General features: G+C 60.1%; 25 protein-coding genes. 5 read left to right on the top strand and 20 right to left on the bottom strand.

Going from position 1 to position 24,345, the window contains the following annotated elements; all coding sequences use genetic code 11:
• Positions 1 to 4 precede the first annotated feature (4 nt).
• Genes BLV27_RS03255 through BLV27_RS03245 form a run of 3 tightly spaced genes read right to left on the bottom strand, consistent with a single transcriptional unit; the run spans position 5 to position 1,145 of the window.
• Complete coding sequence (locus tag BLV27_RS03255; protein WP_092642333.1) at positions 5 to 415, bottom strand: SRPBCC family protein; 411 nt, start codon at positions 413 to 415, stop codon at positions 5 to 7.
• Positions 412 to 732: an ArsR/SmtB family transcription factor gene (locus BLV27_RS03250; protein ID WP_092642330.1), complete on the bottom strand. Its 321-nt coding sequence runs from the start codon at positions 730 to 732 to the stop codon at positions 412 to 414. The genes BLV27_RS03255 and BLV27_RS03250 overlap by 4 nt, the downstream gene beginning before the upstream one ends.
• Entirely contained in the window at positions 729 to 1,145 is a 417-nt protein-coding gene (locus BLV27_RS03245; protein WP_092642327.1) for a cupin domain-containing protein, read from the bottom strand. The genes BLV27_RS03250 and BLV27_RS03245 overlap by 4 nt, the downstream gene beginning before the upstream one ends.
• Before the next feature lie 166 nt (positions 1,146 to 1,311).
• Here BLV27_RS03245 and BLV27_RS03240 point away from each other — a divergent pair, with 166 nt between their 5' ends.
• Both BLV27_RS03240 and BLV27_RS03235 read left to right on the top strand, forming a co-directional pair.
• Positions 1,312 to 1,983: a DsbA family oxidoreductase gene (locus BLV27_RS03240; protein ID WP_092642324.1), complete on the top strand. Its 672-nt coding sequence runs from the start codon at positions 1,312 to 1,314 to the stop codon at positions 1,981 to 1,983.
• 92 nt (positions 1,984 to 2,075) lie between these two features.
• The gene (locus BLV27_RS03235; protein ID WP_092642321.1) at positions 2,076 to 3,251 is read left to right on the top strand and encodes a multidrug effflux MFS transporter; all 1,176 of its coding nucleotides are present in this window, start codon (positions 2,076 to 2,078) and stop codon (positions 3,249 to 3,251) included.
• A 24-nt stretch (positions 3,252 to 3,275) separates the two neighbouring features.
• Here BLV27_RS03235 and mfd read toward each other — a convergent pair whose 3' ends face one another.
• Positions 3,276 to 6,770 carry a transcription-repair coupling factor gene (gene mfd / locus BLV27_RS03230; protein WP_092642318.1) on the bottom strand — a complete coding sequence of 1,165 codons (3,495 nt, stop codon included), beginning with the start codon at positions 6,768 to 6,770 and terminating at the stop codon, positions 3,276 to 3,278.
• A gap of 50 nt (positions 6,771 to 6,820) precedes the next feature.
• On the bottom strand, positions 6,821 to 7,375 hold the full coding sequence (locus BLV27_RS03225; protein WP_092642315.1) for a hypothetical protein: 555 nt from the start codon (positions 7,373 to 7,375) through the stop codon (positions 6,821 to 6,823).
• Between the two features lie 98 nt (positions 7,376 to 7,473).
• Here BLV27_RS03225 and hemB point away from each other — a divergent pair, with 98 nt between their 5' ends.
• Positions 7,474 to 8,481, top strand: a complete 1,008-nt coding sequence (gene hemB / locus BLV27_RS03220) for a porphobilinogen synthase (protein WP_092642967.1) — start codon at positions 7,474 to 7,476, stop codon at positions 8,479 to 8,481.
• A 196-nt stretch (positions 8,482 to 8,677) separates the two neighbouring features.
• Complete coding sequence (locus BLV27_RS03215; RefSeq protein ID WP_092642312.1) at positions 8,678 to 8,884, top strand: cold-shock protein; 207 nt, start codon at positions 8,678 to 8,680, stop codon at positions 8,882 to 8,884.
• 71 nt (positions 8,885 to 8,955) lie between these two features.
• Here BLV27_RS03215 and BLV27_RS03210 read toward each other — a convergent pair whose 3' ends face one another.
• The 6 genes from BLV27_RS03210 to BLV27_RS03185 all read right to left on the bottom strand — a co-directional run bounded on the left by BLV27_RS03210 (position 8,956) and on the right by BLV27_RS03185 (position 14,399).
• Entirely contained in the window at positions 8,956 to 9,597 is a 642-nt protein-coding gene (locus BLV27_RS03210; protein WP_092642309.1) for a DUF2726 domain-containing protein, read from the bottom strand.
• 85 nt (positions 9,598 to 9,682) lie between these two features.
• A complete protein-coding gene (gene msrA / locus BLV27_RS03205) occupies positions 9,683 to 10,333 on the bottom strand; it encodes a peptide-methionine (S)-S-oxide reductase MsrA (protein WP_092642306.1) in 651 nt (216 codons plus the stop codon).
• Between the two features lie 31 nt (positions 10,334 to 10,364).
• A complete protein-coding gene (locus BLV27_RS03200) occupies positions 10,365 to 11,591 on the bottom strand; it encodes an MFS transporter (RefSeq protein WP_092642303.1) in 1,227 nt (408 codons plus the stop codon).
• A gap of 248 nt (positions 11,592 to 11,839) precedes the next feature.
• Positions 11,840 to 13,258 (bottom strand): homospermidine synthase, encoded by a 1,419-nt coding sequence (locus BLV27_RS03195; RefSeq protein WP_092642300.1) that lies wholly within the window; start codon positions 13,256 to 13,258, stop codon positions 11,840 to 11,842.
• Positions 13,259 to 13,533: 275 nt separating this feature from the next.
• A complete protein-coding gene (locus BLV27_RS03190) occupies positions 13,534 to 13,995 on the bottom strand; it encodes a VOC family protein (RefSeq protein WP_092642297.1) in 462 nt (153 codons plus the stop codon).
• On the bottom strand, positions 13,995 to 14,399 hold the full coding sequence (locus BLV27_RS03185; RefSeq protein WP_092642294.1) for a GFA family protein: 405 nt from the start codon (positions 14,397 to 14,399) through the stop codon (positions 13,995 to 13,997). Before BLV27_RS03185 ends, BLV27_RS03190 begins: the two co-directional genes overlap by 1 nt.
• A 105-nt stretch (positions 14,400 to 14,504) precedes the next feature.
• Between BLV27_RS03185 and BLV27_RS03180 the strand changes: the two genes are divergently transcribed.
• Positions 14,505 to 15,221 (top strand): helix-turn-helix transcriptional regulator, encoded by a 717-nt coding sequence (locus BLV27_RS03180; protein WP_092642291.1) that lies wholly within the window; start codon positions 14,505 to 14,507, stop codon positions 15,219 to 15,221.
• A gap of 183 nt (positions 15,222 to 15,404) precedes the next feature.
• On the opposite strand, the gene rpsD is transcribed toward BLV27_RS03180, so the two are convergent.
• From rpsD to BLV27_RS03135, 9 genes are all read right to left on the bottom strand, one after another.
• A complete protein-coding gene (gene rpsD / locus BLV27_RS03175) occupies positions 15,405 to 16,025 on the bottom strand; it encodes a 30S ribosomal protein S4 (protein WP_092642288.1) in 621 nt (206 codons plus the stop codon).
• Positions 16,026 to 16,177: 152 nt separating this feature from the next.
• Positions 16,178 to 17,101: a Hint domain-containing protein gene (locus BLV27_RS03170; protein WP_170831335.1), complete on the bottom strand. Its 924-nt coding sequence runs from the start codon at positions 17,099 to 17,101 to the stop codon at positions 16,178 to 16,180.
• Between the two features lie 285 nt (positions 17,102 to 17,386).
• Positions 17,387 to 17,887 (bottom strand): lipocalin family protein, encoded by a 501-nt coding sequence (locus BLV27_RS03165; RefSeq protein WP_092642282.1) that lies wholly within the window; start codon positions 17,885 to 17,887, stop codon positions 17,387 to 17,389.
• 9 nt (positions 17,888 to 17,896) lie between these two features.
• Positions 17,897 to 18,562, bottom strand: coding sequence for a ligase-associated DNA damage response endonuclease PdeM (gene pdeM / locus BLV27_RS03160; RefSeq protein ID WP_092642279.1), 666 nt, complete (start codon positions 18,560 to 18,562; stop codon positions 17,897 to 17,899).
• 54 nt (positions 18,563 to 18,616) lie between these two features.
• Positions 18,617 to 21,022 (bottom strand): ligase-associated DNA damage response DEXH box helicase, encoded by a 2,406-nt coding sequence (locus BLV27_RS03155; protein WP_092642276.1) that lies wholly within the window; start codon positions 21,020 to 21,022, stop codon positions 18,617 to 18,619.
• A gap of 146 nt (positions 21,023 to 21,168) precedes the next feature.
• The gene (locus BLV27_RS03150; RefSeq protein ID WP_139176543.1) at positions 21,169 to 21,636 is read right to left on the bottom strand and encodes a hypothetical protein; all 468 of its coding nucleotides are present in this window, start codon (positions 21,634 to 21,636) and stop codon (positions 21,169 to 21,171) included.
• Positions 21,637 to 21,831: 195 nt separating this feature from the next.
• The gene (locus tag BLV27_RS03145) at positions 21,832 to 22,293 is read right to left on the bottom strand and encodes a hypothetical protein (RefSeq protein ID WP_092642271.1); all 462 of its coding nucleotides are present in this window, start codon (positions 22,291 to 22,293) and stop codon (positions 21,832 to 21,834) included.
• 145 nt (positions 22,294 to 22,438) lie between these two features.
• Positions 22,439 to 23,758 (bottom strand): ATP-binding protein, encoded by a 1,320-nt coding sequence (locus tag BLV27_RS03140; protein ID WP_092642268.1) that lies wholly within the window; start codon positions 23,756 to 23,758, stop codon positions 22,439 to 22,441.
• A 28-nt stretch (positions 23,759 to 23,786) separates the two neighbouring features.
• Positions 23,787 to 24,335: an A24 family peptidase gene (locus BLV27_RS03135; protein ID WP_170831334.1), complete on the bottom strand. Its 549-nt coding sequence runs from the start codon at positions 24,333 to 24,335 to the stop codon at positions 23,787 to 23,789.
• Between the last annotated feature and the right edge of the window lie 10 nt (positions 24,336 to 24,345).

Below are 24,345 nucleotides of genomic sequence, written 5' to 3'. Positions count from 1 at the left end.
AGTATCAGCCGTGCAAAGCCGCTCGCATGCGATCGAGATGTTTGTCCCACCCGGCGTCAAGCGCAAGGATCAGATCGAACGCTTCGGTCGCGTCACTCAGGCCTTCGTGACGCAACGACACACGCGTGCCGCCGGGCGTGTTTTCGAGTGTCCAGCGAACGATGCTTACGGCCCCACCCATTGGGGCGACCGTGAATGTATAGTCTAGGCGGGTGAAAGGCTCTGCCAGGAGCACTTCACCCCAGATCACACGGTCCCCGCTGTCGGCTCCGAACATCTCGAATGACCCGCCGGTCAGTGGTGCCTTGGGGCGGTGAAACCAGACTGCCAGCTTGTCAGGCTCGGTAAGGTAGGCCCAGACCTGTGCTGGCGTGGCGCGCAGGTAGATCGTCTTTTCCAGAATACGTTCGATCATTGGATATCCTTTTCGATGGCGTCTTTGAGGTTGGAGAGCTTTTCATCCCAGAAGGTGTCGAAATACCCGAACCAGCTGGCCACCTGTTTCAGGCCGCCCGGGGCCAGCGCGTTGACGCGCGTACGCCCCCGGGTTTCGGTCGTGATAAGTTGCCCTTCATGGAGCACGGTCAGGTGTTTTTTTACTGCTGCGCGGGTGATGGCGAAGTTGTCCGCGACTTCGGCGATCGTCATTTCCCGGTGCGCAAGCAGGCGAAGGATGTCGCGGCGCGTCGGATCGGCCAGCGCGCGGAATCCCAACTGCTGTCCATCGCTCATTGTTGCACGGGGACGAAGTCGAAGGCGGCGTCCTGATAGAGGTAGGCCACGCAGGGTACGATCGAGACGCAGGCCGAGATGTGGGGCAGATCCGCGGGAATGGCGTAGAATGAACCGGGCCCGATTATCTGGGGTTCGGCCGTGGAACTGCCTTCGGCGACATGGGTCATCCGACCCGCGATCATGACCCCGAACATATTGGCGGATTTCACGTGCATTGGGCTGACGGTGCCTGCGGGAAGGCGGACCATGGCCTGATAGGGTCCGGCAAAGCGGTCGCCCTGCAACGGCGCGAAGGCGACGCCTTCAGTCGTCTTGTCCCACGCCATGATCGCGGGTTCGATCAGGGTAATCTCCTGCGCAAGCGTTGGCGTCGCGAGAAGTGCTGCAAGAAGTGTGGATCGGAGGAGCATTTGCCACCTTTGTAATACTATTTGGTATTCTTTTATTGCAACACCAAATGGTATCATGTCAAGACCCTGTGCTGACCGCATTCGGGAAGGCACATTTGCATGTCTCGGGGTTTCAACCGGTGCAGGCCGAGCCTAGGGTGCGGAAAAATCAATACCTAGGCCTCCGATGATCAAGCTTGATATTCTTTCCGACCCGATTTGCCCGTGGTGTCATATAGGGAAATCACATCTTTTCAGTGCCCTGCAGAAGCATCCCGACCACCCCTTTGTTCTTGAATGGCATCCCTTTCAACTCAACCCCGACATGCCAGCAGGGGGAATGGACCGCCGCACCTACCTGGAGACGAAATTCGGCGGCAAGGAGGCCGCGGTGCGCGCCTATGCCCCCGTCGTCGAAGCAGCGGAGAGCGCCGGACTTCAGATCGACTTCGAAGGCATCAAGATCACGCCGAACACGATCAACGCCCACCGCCTAATCCATTGGGCCGGACTGGAGCAGAAGCAGACGCACGTCGTGCAAGCGCTGTTCGAAGCCTATTTCGAAAAGGGGCGCGATATCGGCGACGTGCCGACTCTGGTCGATATCGGGGTCGAATGTGGTCTGGACCGGGATCTGCTTGAACGGTTGTTCGCATCGGATGCGGATATGGAAGAGACCCGCGCCCGAGACGCACACGCGCGAGAGCGTGGCGTCAGCGGTGTGCCGACTTTCGTGGTGGCGAACCAGCATGTGTTGCGCGGGGCCCAGTCGCCCGAGGTCTGGGGCGAGGTGATCGAGCAGATCTTGGAGCAACTGCGCGCGCAGGAGCGGGAAGCGGACAAGGCACCGCCTACGTGACCGGGCCAATGGACGCGACCAATCAGGCCCGTCCTGAAGCGCCGCCGCCCCAACCGCCCCGCTACGCTCCGCGTAGTGAAAAGGCACTGTCGATGCCGGAATTCGTGGCTCTGATGGCCATGACGTCTGCGACGATCGCCTTCTCCATCGACGCCATGCTGCCGGCGTTGCCGGAAATCGGCGCAACGCTTGCTCCTGACGCACCCAATGCCGCGCAACTGGTCATCGTGGCCTTCGTGTTCGGCATGGGGCTGGGCACACTGTTTTCCGGGCCATTGTCGGACGCCCTGGGTCGTAAACGGGTAATGATCGGTGGGGCGGTGGTCTATTCGATTTCCGCCGCACTTTGTACCATCGCTCCCAGTCTGGAACTGCTTGTCGCGGCGCGCGTGATGCAGGGAATCGGCGCGTCCGGTCCCCGGGTTGTTGCACAGGCGATGGTCCGCGATCTCTATGCCGGGCGGGGGATGGCGCGTGTCGCCAGTTTCATCATGATGACGTTCACGCTGGTCCCGGCGATTGCGCCGCTCATCGGGTCGTTCATCATCATGGGGTTCGGGTGGCGGGGCGTCTTCTGGGCGTTCGTCGTGTTTTCCGCGATTTCGAGCGCGTGGCTCATAATCCGGCAGCCCGAGACGCTGCCTGTTGAGCTGCGTCGTCCGTTGCGGATGTCCAAGCTGAAAAGCGCCGCGGGCGAGGTCTTTGCCCACGGGAACGTCGTTCGTGCCATCACGATCCAGACCCTCGTCTTTGCGATGCTCTTCGCGACAATCACCAGCGTGCAGCAAACCTATGCCGTGACGTTTGATCGCGCCGAGAGCTTCCCGCTCTGGTTTGGCATGGTAGCCTTGCTGTCCGGGCTGGCTTCCTTTGCGAATGCGTCGCTGGTCACGCGGTTGGGGATGCCGTTCCTGATCCGCGTGGCGCTGACCTGGCATCTTATGCTATCTTTCGGTCTAGGGCTCTTCTGGTTGTTGGGGCTAATGCCTCTGATCTGGATATTTCCGACGTTCGTGATTTGGCAGGTCAGCGTTTTCGCCATGGCCGGTCTGTGTATTGGTAACCTGAATGCGCTCGCCATGCAGCCGATGGGGCACATCGCCGGAATGGCGTCATCGGTCATCTCGGCGGTTTCCACCATCATGGCGGTCATCGTGGCCGCGCCTATCGGGTTGGCTTTCAATGGTACGCCGGTCCCGCTTTTCTTCGGGGTCGGGGTCTGCGCGGCTGTCGGGCTCTTTTTGGCCCGTCGTCTGCGCGAGGTGTGATCGATCGTCGCCTGCGTGCGGCACTCATTCCGATTTCTGTTTGGTGGCACCCGCGTGCACGGCCAGGTCGCGCGCGATGCTGAACGCGCCCTTGATGCGGTCGGCTTCCGATGGGAACTCCTGAATCACTACCAGCTTGTCGCCCTTGATCTTGGCCGCACCGCTTTTCGACCTGATGAAATCGACGAGGCCCTCCGGCCGGGCGAAGCGGTTGGCGAAGAACTCCACGGTGGCACCCTTTGCACCGACATTGAGTTTCTCCACGCCCGCGGCCTTACAGAGCGCCTTGATGCGTACGATCCGAAGAAGGACGTTCACGTCGCGTGGCAGTGGGCCGAAGCGGTCGATGAGTTCGGCGGCAAAGCCCTCCAACTCGACCTTGCGATCAAGGCCGGACAGGCGACGGTAGAGGCCCAGGCGCGTGTCGAGGTCGCTCACGTAATCCTCGGGGATGAGAACGGGAACGCCGAGGTTAATCTGTGGCGACCAATCGTCCGAGAGCGCGTCGGGCAGATCAGCCTTGCCGGATTTCAGCTTGTCGATCGTTTCCTGAAGCATGGATTGATAAAGCTCCAAGCCGACTTCCTTCATCTGGCCGGACTGCTCCTCGCCGATGATGTTGCCGCCGCCGCGCAGGTCGAGATCCTGACTGGCGATGTTAAAGCCCGCGCCGAGTGCGTCGATCGAGCCCAGCACTTTCAAACGCCGTTCGGCAGCCGTTGTCAGCTTGGCACGCGGCTTGGTCGTCAGAAAGGCATAGGCGCGGGTCTTGGAACGGCCGACGCGGCCCCGGATCTGGTAAAGCTGGCTGAGGCCAAACATGTCAGCCCGCCAGACGATCATCGTGTTCGCCGTCGGGATGTCGATGCCGCTTTCGATGATCGTGGTCGACAGCAGCACATCGTACTTGCCGTCGTAAAAGGCATTCATTCGGTCATCGAGATCGCCGGCCGCCAGTTGGCCATGGGCAATCACGTAGGTCAGTTCGGGCAGCTGGTCGCGCAGGAACGCTTCCATTTCGGACAGATCCGAAATACGGGGGACGACGACGAAACTCTGGCCACCGCGGTAGTGTTCCCTCAGCAGAGCCTCGCGCGTCTGCACGGTGTCGAATTCGCTTACGTAGGTACGGATGGCGAGGCGGTCTACAGGCGGCGTGCCAATGATCGACAAATCGCGCACGCCTGTAAGCGACATCTGAAGCGTGCGCGGGATCGGCGTGGCCGAAAGTGTCAGAACATGCACGTCCGAGCGCATCTCCTTGAGCCGCTCCTTGTGTGTGACACCGAAGTGCTGCTCCTCGTCGATGATGAGCAGGCCGAGGTCCTTGAACTTGACCGCCTTCGCCAACAGGGCATGAGTACCGATCGCGATATCAACCGATCCGTCGGTGATTCCGGCGCGGGTTTCATTGGCCCGCTTTGTGGAGACGAACCGCGAGAGTTGCCGCACCGTGACGGGTAGGCCACGGAATCTGTCTTCGAAGGATTTGGCGTGCTGACGGGCCAGCAAGGTGGTCGGAGCGATGACGGCAACCTGCTTCCCGGCGGTGGCGGCGACGAACGCGGCGCGCATCGCAACCTCGGTCTTGCCGAAACCCACATCGCCGACGATCAGCCGGTCCATCGGGCGGCCAGACGCAAGGTCCTCGGCCACATCCTCGATTGCCTGAAGCTGATCTTCGGTTTCCTCGTAGGGGAAACGCGCAGCAAAGCCTTCGTACATATCCGCCGGGGGTTCCAGAACCGGGGCCTGGCGCAACGCACGTTCGGCGGCGATGCGCATCAGGCGCTCGGCGATTTGGCGGATACGCTCTTTCAGGCGGGCCTTCCGTGCTTGCCATGCGCCGCCGCCCAGCTTGTCGAGCATACCGTCTTCATGCCCGTAGCGGGACAGCAGTTCGATGTTTTCCACCGGCAGGAACAGCCGGTCGCCACCCGCGTACTCCAGCGAGAGGCATTCGTGCGGGGCACCTGCGGCGGTCACCGTCTCCAGCCCGATGAACCTGCCAACGCCGTGATCGACGTGGACCACAAGATCGCCCATCGTCAGCGCCTGCGCTTCGGTCAGGAAATTTTCGGCCCGGCGTTTCTTCTTTTTGCCGCGAATCAGCCGCTCGCCCAGAACGTCCTGCTCCGAAATGACGGTCAGCTTTGACTTACCTACGGGACCTTCCCAGCCGCGATCCAGCGCCCAGATCGCCAGCCCGACTTCACCCTTGGCGACCTCTTCCAGTCGCCGGATAGCCTTAGTGCCGGTGACGCCCTGATCTTCCAGAAGGCCCTGCAGGCGTTCCCGCGCGCCACCCGAATAGGACGCGATGACCACGCCGCCCGACTGCCGTTTGTCCGCGATGTGATCGGCCAGCGTGGCGAACAGGCCGACGTCCTCCATCTGCCGTTCCTGCGCGAAGCTGCGCCCGATGCGCCCGCCCGCGTCGATTACGCCGGGCCCAGGCGCGGTCTGAAGCGGCGAAAGGTGCATGGTGCGGGTTTTTCCGAGCATCTGTTCCAGATTGTCCGGCTGAACGTAGAGGGTCTCGGGCCGCGCGGGCTTATAGACGCTGTCGACGCGCCCCTTGGCATTCATCGCTTCGGCCCGGTTATCGTACATGTCCGCGATCTGCGTCCAGCGTTCGGCGTGGTGACCAAACGTGCCATCGTCCAGCACGAATGTCGCGTCAGGCAGGTAGTCGGGCAGGGTTTCCAGCGTTTCATAGAAGAACGGCAACCAATGCTCGGCCCCCTGCGGTTTGCGCCCGGCGCTGATCGACTCGTAGAGCGGGTCGTCAGTGCCTGCCGCGCCGAATTCGATGCGATAGGTTTGCCGGAATCGCGTTATCGCGGGTCCGTCCAGAATGACCTCTGATACTGGGGCAAGTTCGATCATTTTAAGCTGGTCAGTCGTGCGTTGCGACACCGGATCGAATCGTCGCAGCCCGTCCAGGGTATCGCCGAACAGGTCCAGACGGACGGGGGACGACTGTCCCGGCGGCCAGATGTCGATAATCCCGCCCCGCGGCGACCAATCGCCCGGCTCCATCACCGTGGGGGTCTGGGTAAAGCCCATCCTTACCAAGAACTGTCGCAGCGCATCTTCGTCAATGCGCTGGTTCAAGCGGGCCGAAAAACCCGACCCCTTGAGTATCTCGCGTGGTGGCAACATTTGCGTGAGCGCCGACAGCGTGGTCAGCAAGACGAACTTGCCGGTGAAGCCGTGCGCGAGCGCAGTCAGCGTTGCCATGCGGGTGGCGCTGATTTCCGCGGCGGGCGACAAACGGTCGTAGGGCAGGCAGTCCCAGGCGGGGAAACGCAGAACGGTCACGCCGCCTTGGTGCATGCGGAGCGCCTCGGCCATCGCCTCAGCCCGCTTGTCGTCACGGGCAACGTGGACGACTGGCTTGCCGGATTCCAGTTCCTTGAGAAGAACACGGGCATCAAAGCCTTCGGGCGCACCGCCGACGCGGATGTGCCCGGCGGGCAAAGCGGAGAAAGCGGTAGGAGGGGCACTGTCGGGCATGGCCGTCAGCTAACGGGCGGGGGGGCGGTGTCAACCGCCCTGAACGCAGGTCAGCCGTGCAAGACGCTGCTGTTCAGGTTGACCCACATGCCCCACATTGACGTGACGAAAATCGACAGCATTCCCGTCAGCTGAATCCAACGCCGTGTTCGGAACAGCAGGTTTCCAAGATCTTCGGGCTCCAACCCTTCGACCTTGCGGGCCGCGCGCAGCGTGATCCATCCGACGACGGCCATGGGCAGAAACAGCAGCAGGATCGCCTGCGCGAATTCGACCTCGTAAAGAAATCCTAGCAGCGACATTGTCGTGACCAGGAAAAAGCTGAACGCCGTGGTAATCAACCCGGTCTCATCTGCGATGAACAATATGCGGCGCGCCTGGATGTTTGCCAGGACGTGCATGTCCCGCAGCGAAACCTCGTTTCCACGGGCGGCGCGGCGGACCATATCGAATGGGACCCCGATCACCCAGTGCGACATCGTCGACCACAGGGCGGCCAGCGCAATCCAGAACCACAGATTTGAGAACGACCGCAGGTCGATGGCTTCAGACACAAGTTTGAGGAAGTAGAAATCCAAGGTCACGCCGTTCTGTTTGATGACCATCGTGTCGCCCGCGATGGACGAAATGACAAGATGCGGGGGTGTTGATCGCGACCTCGGTCCGTGCGACCGGAAGGGAACTGTCGCAAAGGTGCATCATGATGGCTCAAGCTTACGCCCCCTTTCCCCTGTCGCGTCCGCGTCGTCTGCGCCGGACGCCCGCGTTGCGCGGACTGGTTCGCGAAGATCGGCTGTCGGTCAAGGACCTGATCTGGCCTGTCTTCGTCTGCGATGGAGAGGGCGTGATCCAAGAAGTGGCGTCGATGCCCGGGGTGATCCGGCGTTCGGTCGATCTGATCGTCGAGGCCGCCGCCGAGGCCCACGAATTGGGCATTCCGGCGATCTGCTTGTTTCCCTACACCGACCCGTCCCTCAAGACCGACGGATGTGAAGAGGCGTGGAATCCTGACAACCTGTCGAACCGTGCGATCCGCGCGATCAAGGCGACCGTGCCGGACATCGCGATCATGACGGACGTCGCGCTGGACCCGTACAACGCGCAGGGTCACGACGGCATTGTGCGAAACGGCGAGATCGTGAACGACGACTCGGTCGAGGCACTGGTCAAGATGGCCTTGGCGCAGGCGGAGGCCGGGGCCGACATCCTGGGTCCGTCGGACATGATGGACAATCGGATCGCCGCCATGCGCACGGCCCTGGAGCAGGCCGGGCACATTCACACGACGATCATGTCCTACGCTGCGAAGTATGCGTCTGCCTACTACGGGCCGTTTCGCGATGCGGTCGGTGCGTCGGGGGCGCTGAAGGGCGACAAGAAGACCTATCAGCTTGACCCGCTGAATGCCGAGGAGGGCCTGCGGTGCGTCGAGCGCGACCTGGCAGAAGGGGCAGACATGGTCATGGTGAAGCCCGGGATGCCGTACCTTGATCTTTGTCACCGGGTGAAGACCCGGTTCGGCGTGCCGACGTTCGCCTATCAGGTGTCGGGCGAATACGCGATGATACAGGCGGCGGCGGCCAATGGTTGGATCGATGGTGAGAGAGTCATGATGGAAAGTTTGATGGCGTTTCGCAGGGCTGGATGCGACGGTGTGTTGACGTATTTAGCGCCCGAAGCTGCCAAGCGGATCAGGGCTGGCTGGGAATAAGGCAGGGTGCGGCATCCTGCCGCCGATGGCTTGTGTCCGTCGACTCAAACCTTGCTTTCTTACGCGTGCTGGCGTATCCAAATCTCGCGACGTTACCCATATCGACGACCCAGACCATACGGCTCTGTCTTTCGATCTTGCACTGACTTAGCCGACCTGCCGCATTTCGTGGGCAGTATTATGAAGGAAATCGACGATGGCTTCTGGCACCGTAAAATGGTTCAACTCCACTAAAGGCTTCGGCTTTATCGCTCCCGATGGGGCTTCCAAGGACGTTTTCGTCCACATCTCTGCTGTTGAGCGCGCCGGTCTGACCGGTCTGGCCGACAACCAGAAAGTGAACTTCGACATCGAGCCCGGCCGTGACGGCCGCGAGAGCGCTGTGAACATCACTCTGGCCTGATAGCCAGTCGCACGAAATTTTAAGGCGCGCCCTCTCGGGCGCGCCTTTTTTGTTTTGAGTTGGCCCGGAATTCAGGTTGCGCGTCTTACGGGTGGCTGCTTGCGCGCCGAATGCGAGGAGGCCGAAGGATACTCGGAACGCATCAGGGCCTGGTCGATTCGAGACGGTAGCGTCTTCAGGTCATCCCCATCCGAAATTTCGATCAAGGGTAGGCCGGCGGCTTTGAAGGCCGCGCGCTTCACCCGGTCGCGTTCGGCTGCCTTGTTCCCCCAATGTCCCGAGCCGTGGTACTCGACGCCGCAAACCGGCACGAAGTTCTCGTCTGTCAGAAGCAAATCAACGTACTTTTGACGGATCGCACCAAAGCCGGTGAAGGCACGCTTTCGATCTCCGCCTGCAGTCACCTTGAAGACCGCGGAAAGGCTTACTTCTGCGAGCAGATGCAAATCACGCTGTTCCGCATAGGGACGAAGGGTCCTGAAGACGCTGGCCTGTTCGCTGCTCATCAAGGGGCGGATGGCAACCTTGCAGAGGCGAAGGGCCTCAATTCCGGGACTGTCCCCCGACCCCGGTTTTGGCATGACATTGCGCCGCCCTCGTTTGCGCGCGTTTCCCAAGGCCGCTACGAAACCATACAACACAAGGAGTCCGGCGATCAGCCAGGCGTACTCCGCAAGGAGCGGCGTCAGGATCTGGCTGATGGGATCTGGCATGACTGAACTCCTTATGTGTCGGGATCAATCTGCCAGGTCGGAAGTGAAAATCTTGGGCGAAAGGTCGGTCTTTTCAGGGCCTTCGCTACACCCCCACCCCAATCGGACACGTCACGCCAGTCCCGCCGATGCCGCAGTACCCGGCGGGGTTCTTGGACAGGTACTGCTGGTGGTAGTCCTCGGCCATGTAGAACGTCGGTGCCTCGACGATTTCGGTGGTGATCGCGCCGTAGCCCGCGTCGCGCAGGCGCTTGGCGAACACCTTTTCGGAGGCTTTGGCCGCCTGCATCTGGGCGTCAGAATACGTGTAGATGCCCGAGCGGTACTGCGTACCGACATCGTTTCCCTGGCGCATGCCCTGAGTCGGGTCGTGACCTTCCCAGAACACGCGCAGCAGGTCATCGTATGTGACCTTGGTCGGGTCATAGATGACGCGCACGATCTCGTTGTGCCCGGTCCGGCCCGAGCAGACCTCCTCGTAGGTCGGATTCGGTGTATAGCCGCCCGCATAACCCACAAGCGTCATGTGGACGCCGGGCATTGCCCAGAACATCCGTTCCACGCCCCAGAAGCAACCCATGCCGAACATGGTTTCCTCCATGCGCTCGGGCACATCGTTGGATAGCGGCGTGCCGAAAACGTGGTGCGTGCCCGCGGTGGGGATCGGGCTGGCACGGCCGGGCAGGGCGTCGGCTTCGGTGACCATCTCGGCTTTCTTACTTTGAAAGAACATCATCGGGGTCTCCTTTGCTTATGTATATATGCCGCTATTCAGCAATGGCGAGGGGGCGCGTCAGGGTCGTTTCATGTCCTTCCACCGGATGGCGCGGAACCAACAGGGACAGGCCGAAGGACGCGATTGCCAGGAAGGCGGCCAACACGAAGACCGTCACCGGCGATGACAGCCAGATCAAGCCCAAGACCGCCGGCAAGAAGACGGCCGCAATATGGTTTATGGTGAACGCCACTGCAGCCGTCGGGGCGATGTCGCCGGGGGCCGCGATCTTCTGGAAGTATGTCTTGATCGCCAGCGCCAATGCGAAGAAAACGTTGTTCACCACGTATAGCCCGGCCGCGACAATTACGCCCCAGTCAAAGACGTAAAGCCCGGCGTAAAGGACGAAGACCGTCGTCAAGCCGCCATATTCGATCAGTAATGCGCTCCGCTCGCCGAAGCGCCCCACGGCCCGGCCCACCAGCGGCGCGCTGACCATGTTGATCGCCAACGTCGCCATGAAGAGCGCGGTCACCTGGTGCACATCGAGGCCGTAGCGTTCGACCATCATGAATCCGGCGAAGACGACAAAGATCTGGCGTCGCGCGCCGGACATGAATTGCAGGAGGTAATACAACCAATAGCGCCTCCGCAGGATCATCTTCTTGATCTGCGGGTGCGGGGCCTCAAATTGGGGAAAGGCGAAGTGGGCGATGACGGCGGCAACTGCGGTGAATCCCCCGGCCAACCAGTAGACCAGATCATAGGACAGATCGAACGCCCGCCAGGTCAGCACGATTAAACCGTAGGTCAGGAACGTGGCCCCCGATCCGAATGCCAGCAACTTGCCCAGCATGGCCGGTGCGCGCGCCTTGGGCAGCCATTGCAGTTGCAGGGACTGGTTCACCGTCTCGTAGTAATGGAACCCAATCGAAGAGATCATCGTAATTGCAAGGATTCCACCTAGCGATGGAAACGAGGCGGTCAACGCGGTGGCGATCCCCAGCATGGCGAGCGACACGACGGCCAGCACCTGTTCGCGGACGAACATGATGACCAGGATTACGCCCACGGCAAGAAATCCGGGGATCTCCCGGACGGTGTGCAAGAGGCCGATATCGGCCCCGTCGAAGGCTGCGACCTCAACAACAAAGTTATTAAGCAATGCCAGCCACGTGGCGAAGGCCACGGGCATGATGAAGGCGAACAGCATCAATAGCGCTTCGGGCCTTTGCCACCGGGGCAAGGTATGGGCGTCTGAGAGTGGAAAAGTGCGCATGGCGAAGGGCTACGCCCGGCGACTCGTCCTGTCCATCCGCGGCAACGCACAGCTGCCACGCAAAACGACCCGAACGCGGAAGACGGGCCAGTTTCGCGGTGCCGATGACGGGATAAGCCGACACTGGTATCGTGCAAGTCATCGGTGCGGGTTATCTGCAACGCCTGGTATGGTCGCCAACGCGATGCCATGGTGCGCCGGCGTGTTTTGTTCTCTCCGGCGTTTCTATTCCGGGGCATGCTGAAATATCAGCTCGCCAGAACGTTCCGAAATTGCCAGGGGTCGCTTTCGTCGATGTCCTCTGGGAAGTGCTGCCAGCGGTCTTTTAAGGGCGTCCAGTCGGTATAATGCGCTTCAACCGGACCAAGATACGGCGTTTGGACCTCAAGGCAGCGGGCGTGGTCCATCTCGTCGGTCTCGACGATGCCCGCATTCGGGTTTTCAAGCGCCCAAACCATGCCCGCCAGCACCGCGGAGGTTACCTGCATTCCGGTCGCGTTCTGATCTGGCGCGATGCGCCTGGTCTCCTCGTTGGACAGGCGGGAGCCGTACCACAGCGCGTTCCTGTCGTGCCCGAACAGCAGGACGCCAAGTTCGTCGATACCTTCCACGATTTCATCTTCCGAAAGGATGTGATGCTCGGTCTGCTGGACCCCGGCCCCGAACATCTCATGCAGGCTGAGCACCGCGTCATCGCAGGGGTGGTACGCATAATGGCAGGTCGGGCGGAAGTCGGGGTTCGGACCGGTTCCGACGGTGTAATAGTCCGAGATGCTGATCGCCTCGTTATGGGTCACCAGGAATCCGAACTGCGGGCCGGGCGTCGGGCACCAAGTGTGCACGCGCGTGATCGCTCCCGGGCGGTTCAACCAGATCGCCGACTGACACCCGGTATCGTGCCGATGCGCGTTTTCGGGAAACCATGTCTCGTGCGTGCCCCAGCCGAGTTCGGCGGGTTGGAAGCCTTCGGCGATGAACCCCTCAACAGACCAGGTGTTCACGAAGACGTCGCGCGGGCGCGGTTTGCGACGGGCTTGGGTGTCGCGTTCGGCGATATGGACGCCCTTGACCTTTAACGACTGCATCAGCCGGGCCCAGCCGTCGCGATCCGCCGGCACGGCGACTGGCGCGCCGAGGTCTTCGGCCAATTGCAGCAGGCCTGCCTTCACGAACCAGCTGACCATGCCGGGGTTTGCGCCGCAGCACGACACCGCCGTGGTGCCGCCCGGATTGGCCGCCCGTTCGTCGCGAACCTTCTGGCGCAAGGCATAGTTGGTGCGCTGCGCGTTCTCCAGATCGTCGAAATAGAAGCCGGCCCAGGGTTCGACCACCGTGTCGATATAGGGTACGCCCCGCGCGCGGCAGTGCTTCATCAGGTCGAGTGACGAGGTGTCGACCGACAGGTTCACGACGAACCCCGCACCGGGCGTGATGACCTCGTCCAGCACGGCCTTGTAGTTCTCGGGCGTGAGCGCGACCTGCCTGTGGGCGACCCCGCGCTCACGCAACTCGGTGACGCCTTTGTCGTTGGGCTCAATCACGACAAGCTTGTCCCTGTCGAACTCGAAATGACGCTCAATCAACGGCAACGTTCCCCGACCGATAGAACCAAAGCCGATCATGACGATGGCACCGTCTATACGGGCGTGAATGGGATGATCGGTCATGGCAAGCTCCGGTCTGGGTATTGGTCCGGGGTGCCTGCCACATGGCGCAGCGCCCGTCAAAGCCCACGGGAAATGGCCGCCCTGGGTGGCCAGCCGTTTGCGATAAATGGTGCAGCGTTCGGCAAAAGCCCGTGTATCTCCGAGACGATTTTAAGCAATGACCCCCGAGGATTTCTTCAGGGGGCTGCTTGTTTTTGATGTCTGCTCTGCCGGACGGAGCCGACTTTCATCGAATTGGGTGAAATGTCCGCTCCAAAACCCTCAGCAACCAAGTTTCATTGCGCATCGGACGGTGCCTGATCGATGGAAAAAAATTCCAATACGTTGTTGTCGGGGTCGCGGACTCGGAAAAACCTAAAGGGACCTTCTATAATGACGGCAGAGCCTTCTAAACGGTTTGGTGCTATTGCTCGCGTCCTCAGGAAAGCCTCATCAATATCGGCTACATTAATGTAAGCCCGCATCGTATCACCGCGGATCGCATCGGTGGCATACGTTTCGCGCGAGACAACAGCATAGAGGCCACCCGAAACTTCGAAGCCGACGAGGCTTGGTTTCTGAAACTCTGGAACGCCAAATAACTGCTCATAGAATGCGCTGGCTCGATCCATATCATCGACAACGACATAGAGACCAAAGCGATCAGTGTTGATCGATTCAGCATTCACTGAGGACGCAGCTATATTAAACACCAAAGCAACGAGGCTGAAGTATTGGCTTGATATCATGCGTTTCATCAAGTGTTCGACTCTGCTGGGTGCCCATCGTTCTGAGGCGCATCATCACAAATGGTATACCATGTAGGCTTCTCACCAACGAACTCATGGGATTGGTTCGAGAGGGCAATATCTCCATCAAGGGCATTTGCTGCGATTGGGAAACTGTCTTCGGTTGATAGTATCTCGCCAAGTGAAGTGCCGCAGACTTTGCAAAAGCACCGCGCATAAATGTATGGCGTAGTCGGTGCAAAAACCTGAACGCAGTCCTTACCTGTAGTCCATCTAAGGTCTTCCTTTTTGACAAATGCGATGGTGCTTGCGCCAACCTTACGACACCTCGAGCAGTGACATGTACCAACGAATGACGGCTCATTCGTCAACTCAAACTGAACCGCTTTGCAGCAACAACTTCCCCGTATCATAATCTTTCCTCTCATGTTTCAGCGACCTTACTTACACGTTTGCTTAAAAATGATAATATGGCATGCTGACAGCATCATGGCAGCATTGTATGCGAGGAACTGATTTTGCGTAAAGCGGAGCGATTATTTGAAATTGTCCAACTTCTCCGCATTGTGAGAGAACCGATTTCTGCCCAGCATATCGCGAATGAGCTGGGATCATCCAAACGTTCCGTATATCGCGATATCGCGGCACTAAAGGCGCAGGACGTCCCCATCCGAGGAGAAGCTGGCGTCGGCTACGTCCTTGAAAAAGGCTTTGATATGCCGCCGTTGATGTTGACGTCCGATGAAATGGATGCCGCCGTCTTGGGGGCGCATTGGGTTGCAAGCAGAGGCGAGCCAGATTTGGCAAAAGCCGCCCTTAACTTACTTGCTAAGATCGAGGTGGTCGTACCAGAACGCCTGCGGGCACACGTATTGGAGCCGGCTATGAGTATCGCACCTGTTGTTCCAACTTTCGAGGTGGTCAATTCCTCATCCCTTAGAAATGCCATCCGTAGGCATCGAAAGGTAACATTGGTTTATGAAGGTGCTTCAGGAGTGCCCACGGAGCGCATCGTCTGGCCAATTCTACTCGGCTATCGGGACGCTGGCCGCATTCTCGCAGCTTGGTGTGAGCTTCGGAACGGCTTTCGTTACTTTCGGACGGATCGTATGATTTCAGCCGATATTCTAGAGCAACGAATACCAGAAAATGCGCTGTCCTTACGCGCACGCTGGCGTTCTGAAATGGATCAGGAACGCGCAAGCTATTCAATACAAACCCAAAAGGACGGATGAGGGCATTCATCACTTCTATTCACCAAAGCCGCCATTTGTTCAGACCGCAGCAATCAGTAGTATGGGCTCAAACGTGCCGTTTGCCGTGTTTGCACCATTTACTGGAAAGGGCCGCCCTCGGTGGGCGGCCCTTTAAAAAATAACAGCTCTCTAATCAAGCCGGGGACGACTCGCCAACGCAGATCAGTTCTGCGCGTAGTATTCGATGACGAGGTTCGGTTCCATCACGGCAGCGTAGGGGACGTCGCTCAGGCCGGGGGTGCGCACGAAGGTCGCGGTCAGTTTGGAGTGGTCGGCCTCGACGTAGTCGGGGACATCACGTTCGGCCAACTGGGTGGCTTCCAGAACGACGGCAAGCTGCTTGGACTTCTCGCGAACGGCGATCACGTCGCCTTCCTTTACGCGGTAGGAGGCGATGTTCACCTTCTGGCCGTTCACGGTCACGTGGCCGTGGTTCACGAACTGGCGCGCGGCGAAAATGGTCGGCACGAACTTGGCGCGGTACACGACGGCGTCCAGGCGACGCTCGAGCAGGCCGATCAGGTTTTCACCGGTGTCACCCTTGACGCGGGCGGCTTCGGCGAAGATGCGCTTGAACTGTTTTTCGGTCAGGTCGCCATAGTAACCCTTCAGCTTCTGCTTGGCGCGCAGCTGAAGACCAAAGTCCGACAGCTTGCCCTTGCGGCGCTGACCGTGCTGGCCGGGGCCATATTCACGACGGTTAACGGGCGACTTGGCGCGGCCCCAGATGTTTTCGCCCATGCGGCGGTCGAGTTTATACTTGGCAGACGTGCGTTTGGTCACGGCTGATCTCCTTCTGAGTGCGCCTTACGGCGCGTGAAGGGCGTTGTCCTCTGGGTGATCTGCACCCTGACAGGAGTCCCCTTGCGGGGCCCACCAACACCAATGAAGGGCCCGCATAGAACCGGGGTAGTCAGGTGTCAACACAGAGCGGATCAGGGCCTGAGATAACGTGGCGCGCCGGCGTGCTGTTGGATCGCCAATTCGGCGGCCGACAAGCAGCGGCGGGCGTGCGCGCCATAGGCCGTATCGTCGATGTCGATGCCCGGCACCTGATCCAGCAGATCCTCCAGATCGCCGGGGTCCACATGGCCCAGATCGGCTTCGCCGGGATGGAAGCTTTCGGTCCACAATCCGTTCGCGCACAACACCTCATGCTTGCGCGTCAGGATGTGCAGATAGTGCGCATCAGTTGCCGAATGATCCACCGTGATGCGGCGGTCGTCGATCAGATGCTGCGCGCGGACCAGGACTTCGGGCGTATTCCAAAGGGCGCGTGGCGCATCGCCGGTCAACAGAATCTGATGTCCGGGCGAGACGGTAATGTCGCGGTGGGTGCCGAATGTATTGGCCTTGATCCGCACGGGGCGCAGGGCGGGCATCGCGAACATGCGTGCGCCCGAAATCCGGCGCAGGCCCATCCAAAGTATTTCCTGCGGGCCATTGTCACGCGTGCTGACCATATCGCCGGGATAAAGGTCTTCCACATCGCGCGAACCGTCCGGCGTCTCGATTGCCGTGCCCGCCGTGAAGCAGAGTGTCTTCTTGTCCGTGCCTGCGTCGAATTGAACCGTCGGGGCCTGCGCGATTTTCAGATCGGTGTTCGCGGGCGGCAGGCCGTCGTCGAACATCAGCAAGGCCTCGCCGTGGGCGACGGGCACGAAGCGTGCCGCCCATCGGTCTGTGCCATCCGTCACGATCAGGGCGTCCGGGTCCTCGGTCGGATCAGTCAGAACCAACGGGACGGCATTGCTGCCCCGTCCGCGGCTGAGCTTTGCGATTGTCTGGGGAACACGGGAGCGCAACTCGTTCTGGCCCTCGGCCCCGTTCAGCAGGAGGGCCGCACGTGCCCCATCCAAGCGAATTGGCGCGCCAAACCAGCGAAAAGAAGTATTCACGATATAGGGCGTTCGGGCGGACGGAAATTTACCGCCCACCCGTGCCTGAACTGTGGAAATGACTTGTGCTCCCGCACACGTCCCCAACATGTCTGCCCCAATCTTACCGACTGTTTTATAGTCTTTTTTAAGCCGCTGCCCGGCCGATAAGCAATTCTTAGCCTATTGGCGAATCATAGGTCAAACACTGATTCGCGAATGATTCGTTTTTTTTGAAATTGAGTCTTTTGTGGTCAGATTTCCACGTCACGGAAATACCAGCGCCCCCGAGTCGAAGCCGTTGAAATCCAGAACTTCCAGCGCCGCGCGCAGTCGATCCACCGGCAATGCGGGGGTGCGATTCAGGATCTGCCCGCCGGTTCCGTCCGGAGAGACGAGGATAGCCGTCCGATACCCGGTGTCCGCCCAAAGCACCCAGACAGGTGCAGATCCCGATGCATCTGCAATGATAAGCCGACCCAGCGGCGCGACCTGTACAGTTCCTTCGCTGCTGCTGCCATACGAACACCGGACGGTCTGGCGCAGCGCCGCCGTCCCCGACATGGTGAATCGCACTTGCGCACCCGCACACCCCGCACTGCCGGGAAATCGCGCAACTTCGTGCCAGTCGCCGGCAAAGGCCGTCAGATCGAAATCAGCCTTGGACGCGATAATTGCAGTCGGGTCGCGGTAGGTTTGTCCGGATGTCAGCGTCGCGTTTGGCTGACAGGCAGCCAGCACCAGAACAAAAGGGAGAAGCGCGCGCATACGGCGGGTCTAACGGGGCATCGGGATTTCGACCATCGGCGACCCGGCCAAGATGGCCCGCGCGTCAGGGGCCATCAAGCGTGTCAGTGCCGGATCGTGGCATTGCAGCCCGCCGGTATAGGTGCCGTAGGCCGGAAGGATCATGCGCGCGGCATCCCGCAGGAAACAGCGTCGCGATACCGCACGGCCCCGCATCCGCAGGCTGGCCTTGGGGTGATAGTGCCCCGAAATTTCGAACTGCGCGTCGCCGCTTGCAATGTGCCGGAGAGTAACATCGGCACAGCATACTGTTGCAGCGGATTCACCGCCCAATCCTGTCGGCGCAGGATCGTGGTTGCCGGTCACCCAAGTCCAGTCGCGCCCAAGGGTCAATGCCTTGATCCAGTCAAGGTGTGCGGGCTGCAGGTGGTGAGCGGCCATCATGTCGTCGAAGGTATCGCCCAGAGAGATTACGGCATGGGGCTGCGTGGCTTCGATATCAGCGTCCAGCCGGGTCAGCGTGTCCTGCACCTCGTATGGCGGAAGAAGCGCGCCGCCGTTACGGGCCATCCGCTCGGATTTCCCAAAATGCAAATCGCTGACCACCAACAAGCCCTCCGCCGGCCAATGCAGCGCACCGGACGCGCGTGCGACCATGGTGTGGCCCGCAAAGGTGAAGGTGTGGTTGTCGCGCATGTTCCAGATGGATCACGCCCGTAGAGGTTGTTCAAGGTAATCGTGACACCGCGCCTATTCCGGCGGCAGACCGGCCTCTGCCATGAGGCGGGCGGCTTCGTCCTGCATCATCCGACCCTCGGCCTTTCCCTCTATGGGCACCTTGCCCATTTCCAGAAACAGGGGGGCGGCCAGGGGTGATACGCGGTCCAGCGCAACATGGTCGATGCGGTCGCGCACCGTTTCAAGCAGCAGATCGACCCGACCGAAATCGATATGACCTCGCATCGCCTCCTCCTCGGTGATCCGCAGCATTAAATGCTCCGGATCGTAGCGGTGCAGCGTGTCATAGAGGATGTCGGAGGAAAACGTCGCCTGTTTCCCCGATGAGCGTTTGCCCGGATAGTTCCGGTCGATCAGCCCGGCGATGATCGCGGCATTTCGGAACGTTCGCTTCATTACCGCATTTCCTTGAAGCCAGCCGTCCAGAGCCGCGCGAATTCCATTGTTTGCCAGAAGGGGTGCGACATCGCTGACCGGTTTCAATCCCCAGATCAGAACAGCATAATCCGTGGCAACGAAACCCAGTGGGTCCAGCCCTGCTTCCTCCATCCGACGCGTCACTAACAGGCCCAGTGTCTGGTTCGCATTGCGCCCGCAAAAGCCATACAGGCAGATATGTTCGCGCCCGTCCCGGGGAAAGGTTTCGACCAGCAGACGACCGGGTTCGGGCATCCGCGAGCGTTCCAGCTGCAGGTTCAGCCAGTCGCGCGTGTGATCGGGAAACGCGCTGAAATCGCCATGATGCAGGATGTGCTGGATTCGGTCGGCCAGATGAACGGACGTGGCCCATTTGTATCCCATGAAGGTCGCGACCTTGGGTTCCTTGCTGGGGTTCGGGCTGACCTCTACGATCAATTCCCGCAGGCCTTCGAACCGCACGACCTTGCCGCCCATCAGAAACGTGTCGCCCTTGGTCAGCGTGGAGGCAAAGCCCTCCTCAATCACTCCCAAGGGCAGCCCACCGCGTCCCTTGTAGCGGACCTTGAGCGTGTCAGTGTCGATGATGGTGCCCAAGTTCATCCGGATTTGCCGGGCTGATCGCGGGTCGCGCAGACCCCAAGACCCGTCTGCGCGCTGCTTCAGGCGTTGATAGCGATCATAGGCCCGCAGCGCATAGCCACCCGTCGCCACGAAATCCAGGCAATCGTCGAAGGCCGCGCGGCTGAGCGTGGCATAGGGTCCGACGCTGCGGACCTCCCGGAACAGGGTCGCTGCATCGAAATCACCCGCGCAGGCGACACATGCGATGTGTTGGCAGAGCACGTCACGTGGCCCGTCCAGCCGCAGATCGCCGTCCAGCGTCCCGTCGCGCACGGCTTGTAGCGCCGCAATGCATTCCACCACTTCGAACCTGTTGGCCGGAACCAGCCGTGCCTTGGACGGCGCGTTATAGCGGTGGTTGGCCCGACCGATCCGCTGCACCAGGCTCTTGACCTTCTTCGGGGCTCCGATCTGGATCACAAGGTCCACGTCGCCCCAATCGATACCAAGATCCAGCGATCCCGTCGCCACGATCGCACGCAACTGCCCCGTGACCATCGCGGCCTCGACCTTGAGCCGTGCTTCCTTGGACAGCGCCCCGTGGTGAATGCCGATCGGAAGATCCTCGTCGTTGGCGAGCCATAGGTTGCGGAAGAAGATCTCCGCCTGCGCTCGGGTGTTATGGAAGATCAGCGTTGTCTTGTGTGCCTTCACCGCGGCCAGAACATCCGGGATGGCATAGCGCCCGCCGGCCCCCGCCCAAGGGGGGGCATCCGTTGTCTCCAGCATCGCAATGTCTGGCATCGGGCCGGGGTCGGCGTGCAAGATCGGGCAGGGGTCGGGATGCCGGGCCATGTAATGGGCGATCACCGCGGGGTCATCAACCGTCGCCGAAAGACCGACCCGGCGCAGGCCCGGGGCAAGCGTCTGAAGCCGCGATAGACAGAGCATCAACTGATCACCGCGCTTGCCTTCGGCCAGCGCGTGAATTTCATCGATTATGATCCGTTTTAGGCCTGCAAACGTGCGCTGTGCGTCCGGGTAGCTGATCATCAGGGCCAGGCTTTCCGGGGTCGTCAGCAGGATGTCCGGTGGGTCGGCACGTTGGCGTCTGCGCTGCGTCTGGCTGGTGTCGCCGGTGCGATCCTCGACGCGGATGGGCAGGCCGGTCTCTTCGATGGGGCCGCGCAGGTTGCGCTTGATGTCGTTTGCAAGCGCCTTGAGCGGACTGATATAAAGCGTGTGCAACCCATCGTGCGCCCCGTCGGCCAGTTCCGCCAGGGTCGGCAGAAAACCTGCCATCGTCTTGCCCCCGCCGGTCGGTGCAATCAGCAACAGAGACGGCTCATGCGCGCGGTCCAACATCTCGGCCTGATGAGGGTGGAGCGACCAGCCGCGATCGGAAAAATAATGGGCGAGAGAGGCGGGCAAGTCCATAAAGTTCAAGGTAATATCCGCCGGCCCAGAGAAAAGGGCATACTACGAGGTATATGCCGCTTGATCCTGCTAAACGGATTAGTTTCGCGAAAAGGGGGAGGTTGGGCCGGAACCGCACCGATTTCGAAAGCCGAACGGTGAGGGGATCAGCGCTCCGCCAACTCTGCCTCATAGAGGGCAGCGATCTGTTCGGCAGCGCGGATTTCCATCTCGGCCATCCGCGCTTCATCCGAGGAGGGCAAGGTACGATTGCGAATAGCTAGGCTTTCACTCTGAGCACGACCCTGCGCGTCCAGTGCTGCCTCTAACTCAGTGGGTGTCATCCGGGCGGTCGATGCCAAAATCATCGGGTGCAGCACATCCGCCTCACAGCCGTTTAAATCGCAGGCCCGCGTCAGGGCAGTACGCAAGGCTGGGGCCGCAGACTGGTCGGCGAGGGCAAGAAATTCGATTTCTTCGAATGAAGCAGGGTCGAGGGCCACGTAGTCCGTGGGGGCACCGTTGAGATCGTTGAGTACGATCAGCCAAGCGACCAGCGCGCCGGCCGCCATTACCATCGGTAATAGCAGAGTCCTGACGCGGCGCGCGCGTCGGCCTTCGATAAAGTCCGTCATTGTCGTACCTTGATGCCTCGGTCGCGCTGTTTTCGCGCGTTGCCAAAATTGCTATGGCCCAAATGAGGCAAAAATGGGGCACCCTGCGGCACGGAACCACGGGCTTGTCAGACTATTAATGGAGAGGGGGTGTCCCCGGTATGCCGACGGGCATACGCGGGGGACAAAACCATACATCAGGCGCGGAAACCGGTCTCAGCGCTTGGCTTGCATTTGCTTGGTGTAGTAATGCGCGATCCGCGCAGCCGCCGTCAGTTCCATCTGGGCCTTGGCGGCAGCTTCTGAACCGGGGGTCGCCGATTTCATGGTCTGCATGCCATGGGTCAAGAGGCGTACCTGAGCCCAACGCGCGGCATCCAGTTGTTCGACATCCATCTGCGACGCGTAAGTCTTGATCATTGGGTGAAGACTTGCGTCGTCACACCCTGTCATGGTGCAGGCCTCTTCGATGGTGCGGGTCACATCACCTTCCGAAAATGATGTGAACTCGATGCTTGCAACCGCTTCGACGGCGGCGTTCTCGGCCGTCAAAGTCGATGCGGGCATCTGCCCGAGTGCAACTACTGTTGTTACTGTTGTGCCTACTGCTACGATCGCCGGAATAGCGAAACGGGCGATCATATTCTTGACTGGTCCTCCTTCCGAGCCGTCAGTCATTTGTCTTTCCTTTCTGGGGGCCACACAATGTGGACGTTGACAAAAATCAGACTAGGGACGGAATTAGGCAACAATCGGGTCGTTCAATACTTTGTTTGCGAAACCGCTCCTGCAATAATGTGCATGCGCGCAACTCTCCAAGAGATCAGTGCGTGATCTCGATTTCTTCGACGAAGAGGTTGGCCCATGCCCGGTCAATCAGTTCCGGCGTCATTCGATAGGGCAGGCCCTCGAAGTCACACGCGGCGATCATCTGATCGATCAGGAACACCCCGTGGAAGTTCGCGTAGACGTTATTGATCTCGGGATACTTCTTCTTGAGTAAGTGAACGAGGGACGCCTCGTCGAGTTCGAACTTCTTCTTCTTTGCAACCATGGCAAAAATCTTGAGAAATTCTGCTTGTGACGGCCCGTCGATCAGCACCTTGAAGAAAATTCGGCGCAGGGCGGCTTGGTCGAAAATCTTGTTTGGGTGGAAGTTGGTCGAGAACACAACAAGCGTGTCGAACGGCACCTCGAATTTCTCACCTGATTGCAGCGCAAGAATATCGTAGCCCATCTCCATCGGGACGATCCAACGGTTGATGATCTTCTGCGGCGGCTCTGCCTGACGGCCAAGGTCGTCCACGATGAACACGCCGCCTGAGGATTTTAGCTGCAGGCTGGCCTGATATGTTCGCGCGGTGGCATTGTAGTTCAGATCGAGCATGTTCAGCGACAATTCACCGCCCGTCATGACCGTCGGGCGCTGACACAGCAGGTAGCGACGATCCACGCGGGTGTTCACCTTGCGCAACTCGTTCACGCTGCTTTCCTGCACGACCGGTGTGTGCACGATCGGGTCGAAAAGGGTGATGACCTGTCCGGCGTATTCGATGGCATATGGGATCCAGATGTTATCCCCCAATGCGGCGCGAATGCCTTCGGCAATCGACGACTTACCATTGCCCGGCGGGCCGTACATGAGAACCGAACGGCCGGAGCCGACCGCAGGACCAAGTTGATCGAGAAGCCCGCTTGGAAGGATCAGGTGCCCCATCGACTGGATCAAAAGCTGACGTGTAATCTGGATATTCTTGACTGATTGCAGATTGACCTGGGACTTATACCGCTCAAGCGGGACCGGCATTGGGCCATAGTACTCCGACTGCGAAAGCGCGTCGCCGGCGCGGGCCTTGCCGGCATCGGTCAGTTGGAACCCCATTTCGCCGGATGATCCGGCGTGCATTGTTCCCGTTGCCTGCATCAGGCCGGCATCGCGCGCCTGATCGATCAGTTGCTGCGTCAGGCCGGTGGTCAGGCAGATCGCCTCGGACACCTCGCGCGTGGTTTCGACGGACTTGCGAAACATCGTCTTGAGCAGGATATCCCGCATCATCGTTCCGGTCAGACCGGTATCTGACAGGTTGCGTGGCTGCTCGGGGGCGGGAACGCCCAAGACGGTGGGATCGGGACGCATATTCATGGGGCGGATCCTCTGAGTTCGTTCAGTCCTAGGGAAGGAGGCTTAAGGATTCCTGAACCCTTGGTCCTCCGGCGAGATAGCCGAATAGGAAATAGCTTGAGACGGTTGGTGCCAGCGCCAGTCCGAATGGCACGTAGCCCTTTCGATCGTCGGAAAACCAAATCCAGTCGGGTTTCGCGCGGCGCAAGCGCCCGCTGCGGCGGGCGATGAACATTCCTACCAGCAGGAGCACCGACCAGATCGCGTAAAGCAGAGCAATCGAACCGGTATCATCCAGCGCAATGAAAGGGGCCACCGCGGCGATGTACTTCGCGTCACCGGCCCCCATTCCGATCGTCGCCGAAAGGGCGAAACAAATCAGAAGCATGACGACGAAATGCAGGTACCGCCAAGCGTAATCTCCGAAGGGCATCAGGAAGAAGCCGGCGAAGACAAAGATTGCCAGCATTGCCAAAACGGCTTCGTTCTTGATCTTCATCTCGAACAGATCGGTCCAGACGATCCAGACGGTAATCGGAAAGGTCAGCAGGCCGAAAACGAGAGCCTGCATCCGTGTGATCGCGAGATCAGAAAACAACTCCATCTGC

Source organism: Jannaschia faecimaris (assembly GCF_900107415.1).
GTDB lineage: Bacteria > Pseudomonadota > Alphaproteobacteria > Rhodobacterales > Rhodobacteraceae > Jannaschia > Jannaschia faecimaris.
The sequence above is the reverse complement of the archived record's forward strand: the minus strand, read 5'-3'. Positions and strand labels throughout refer to the sequence as shown.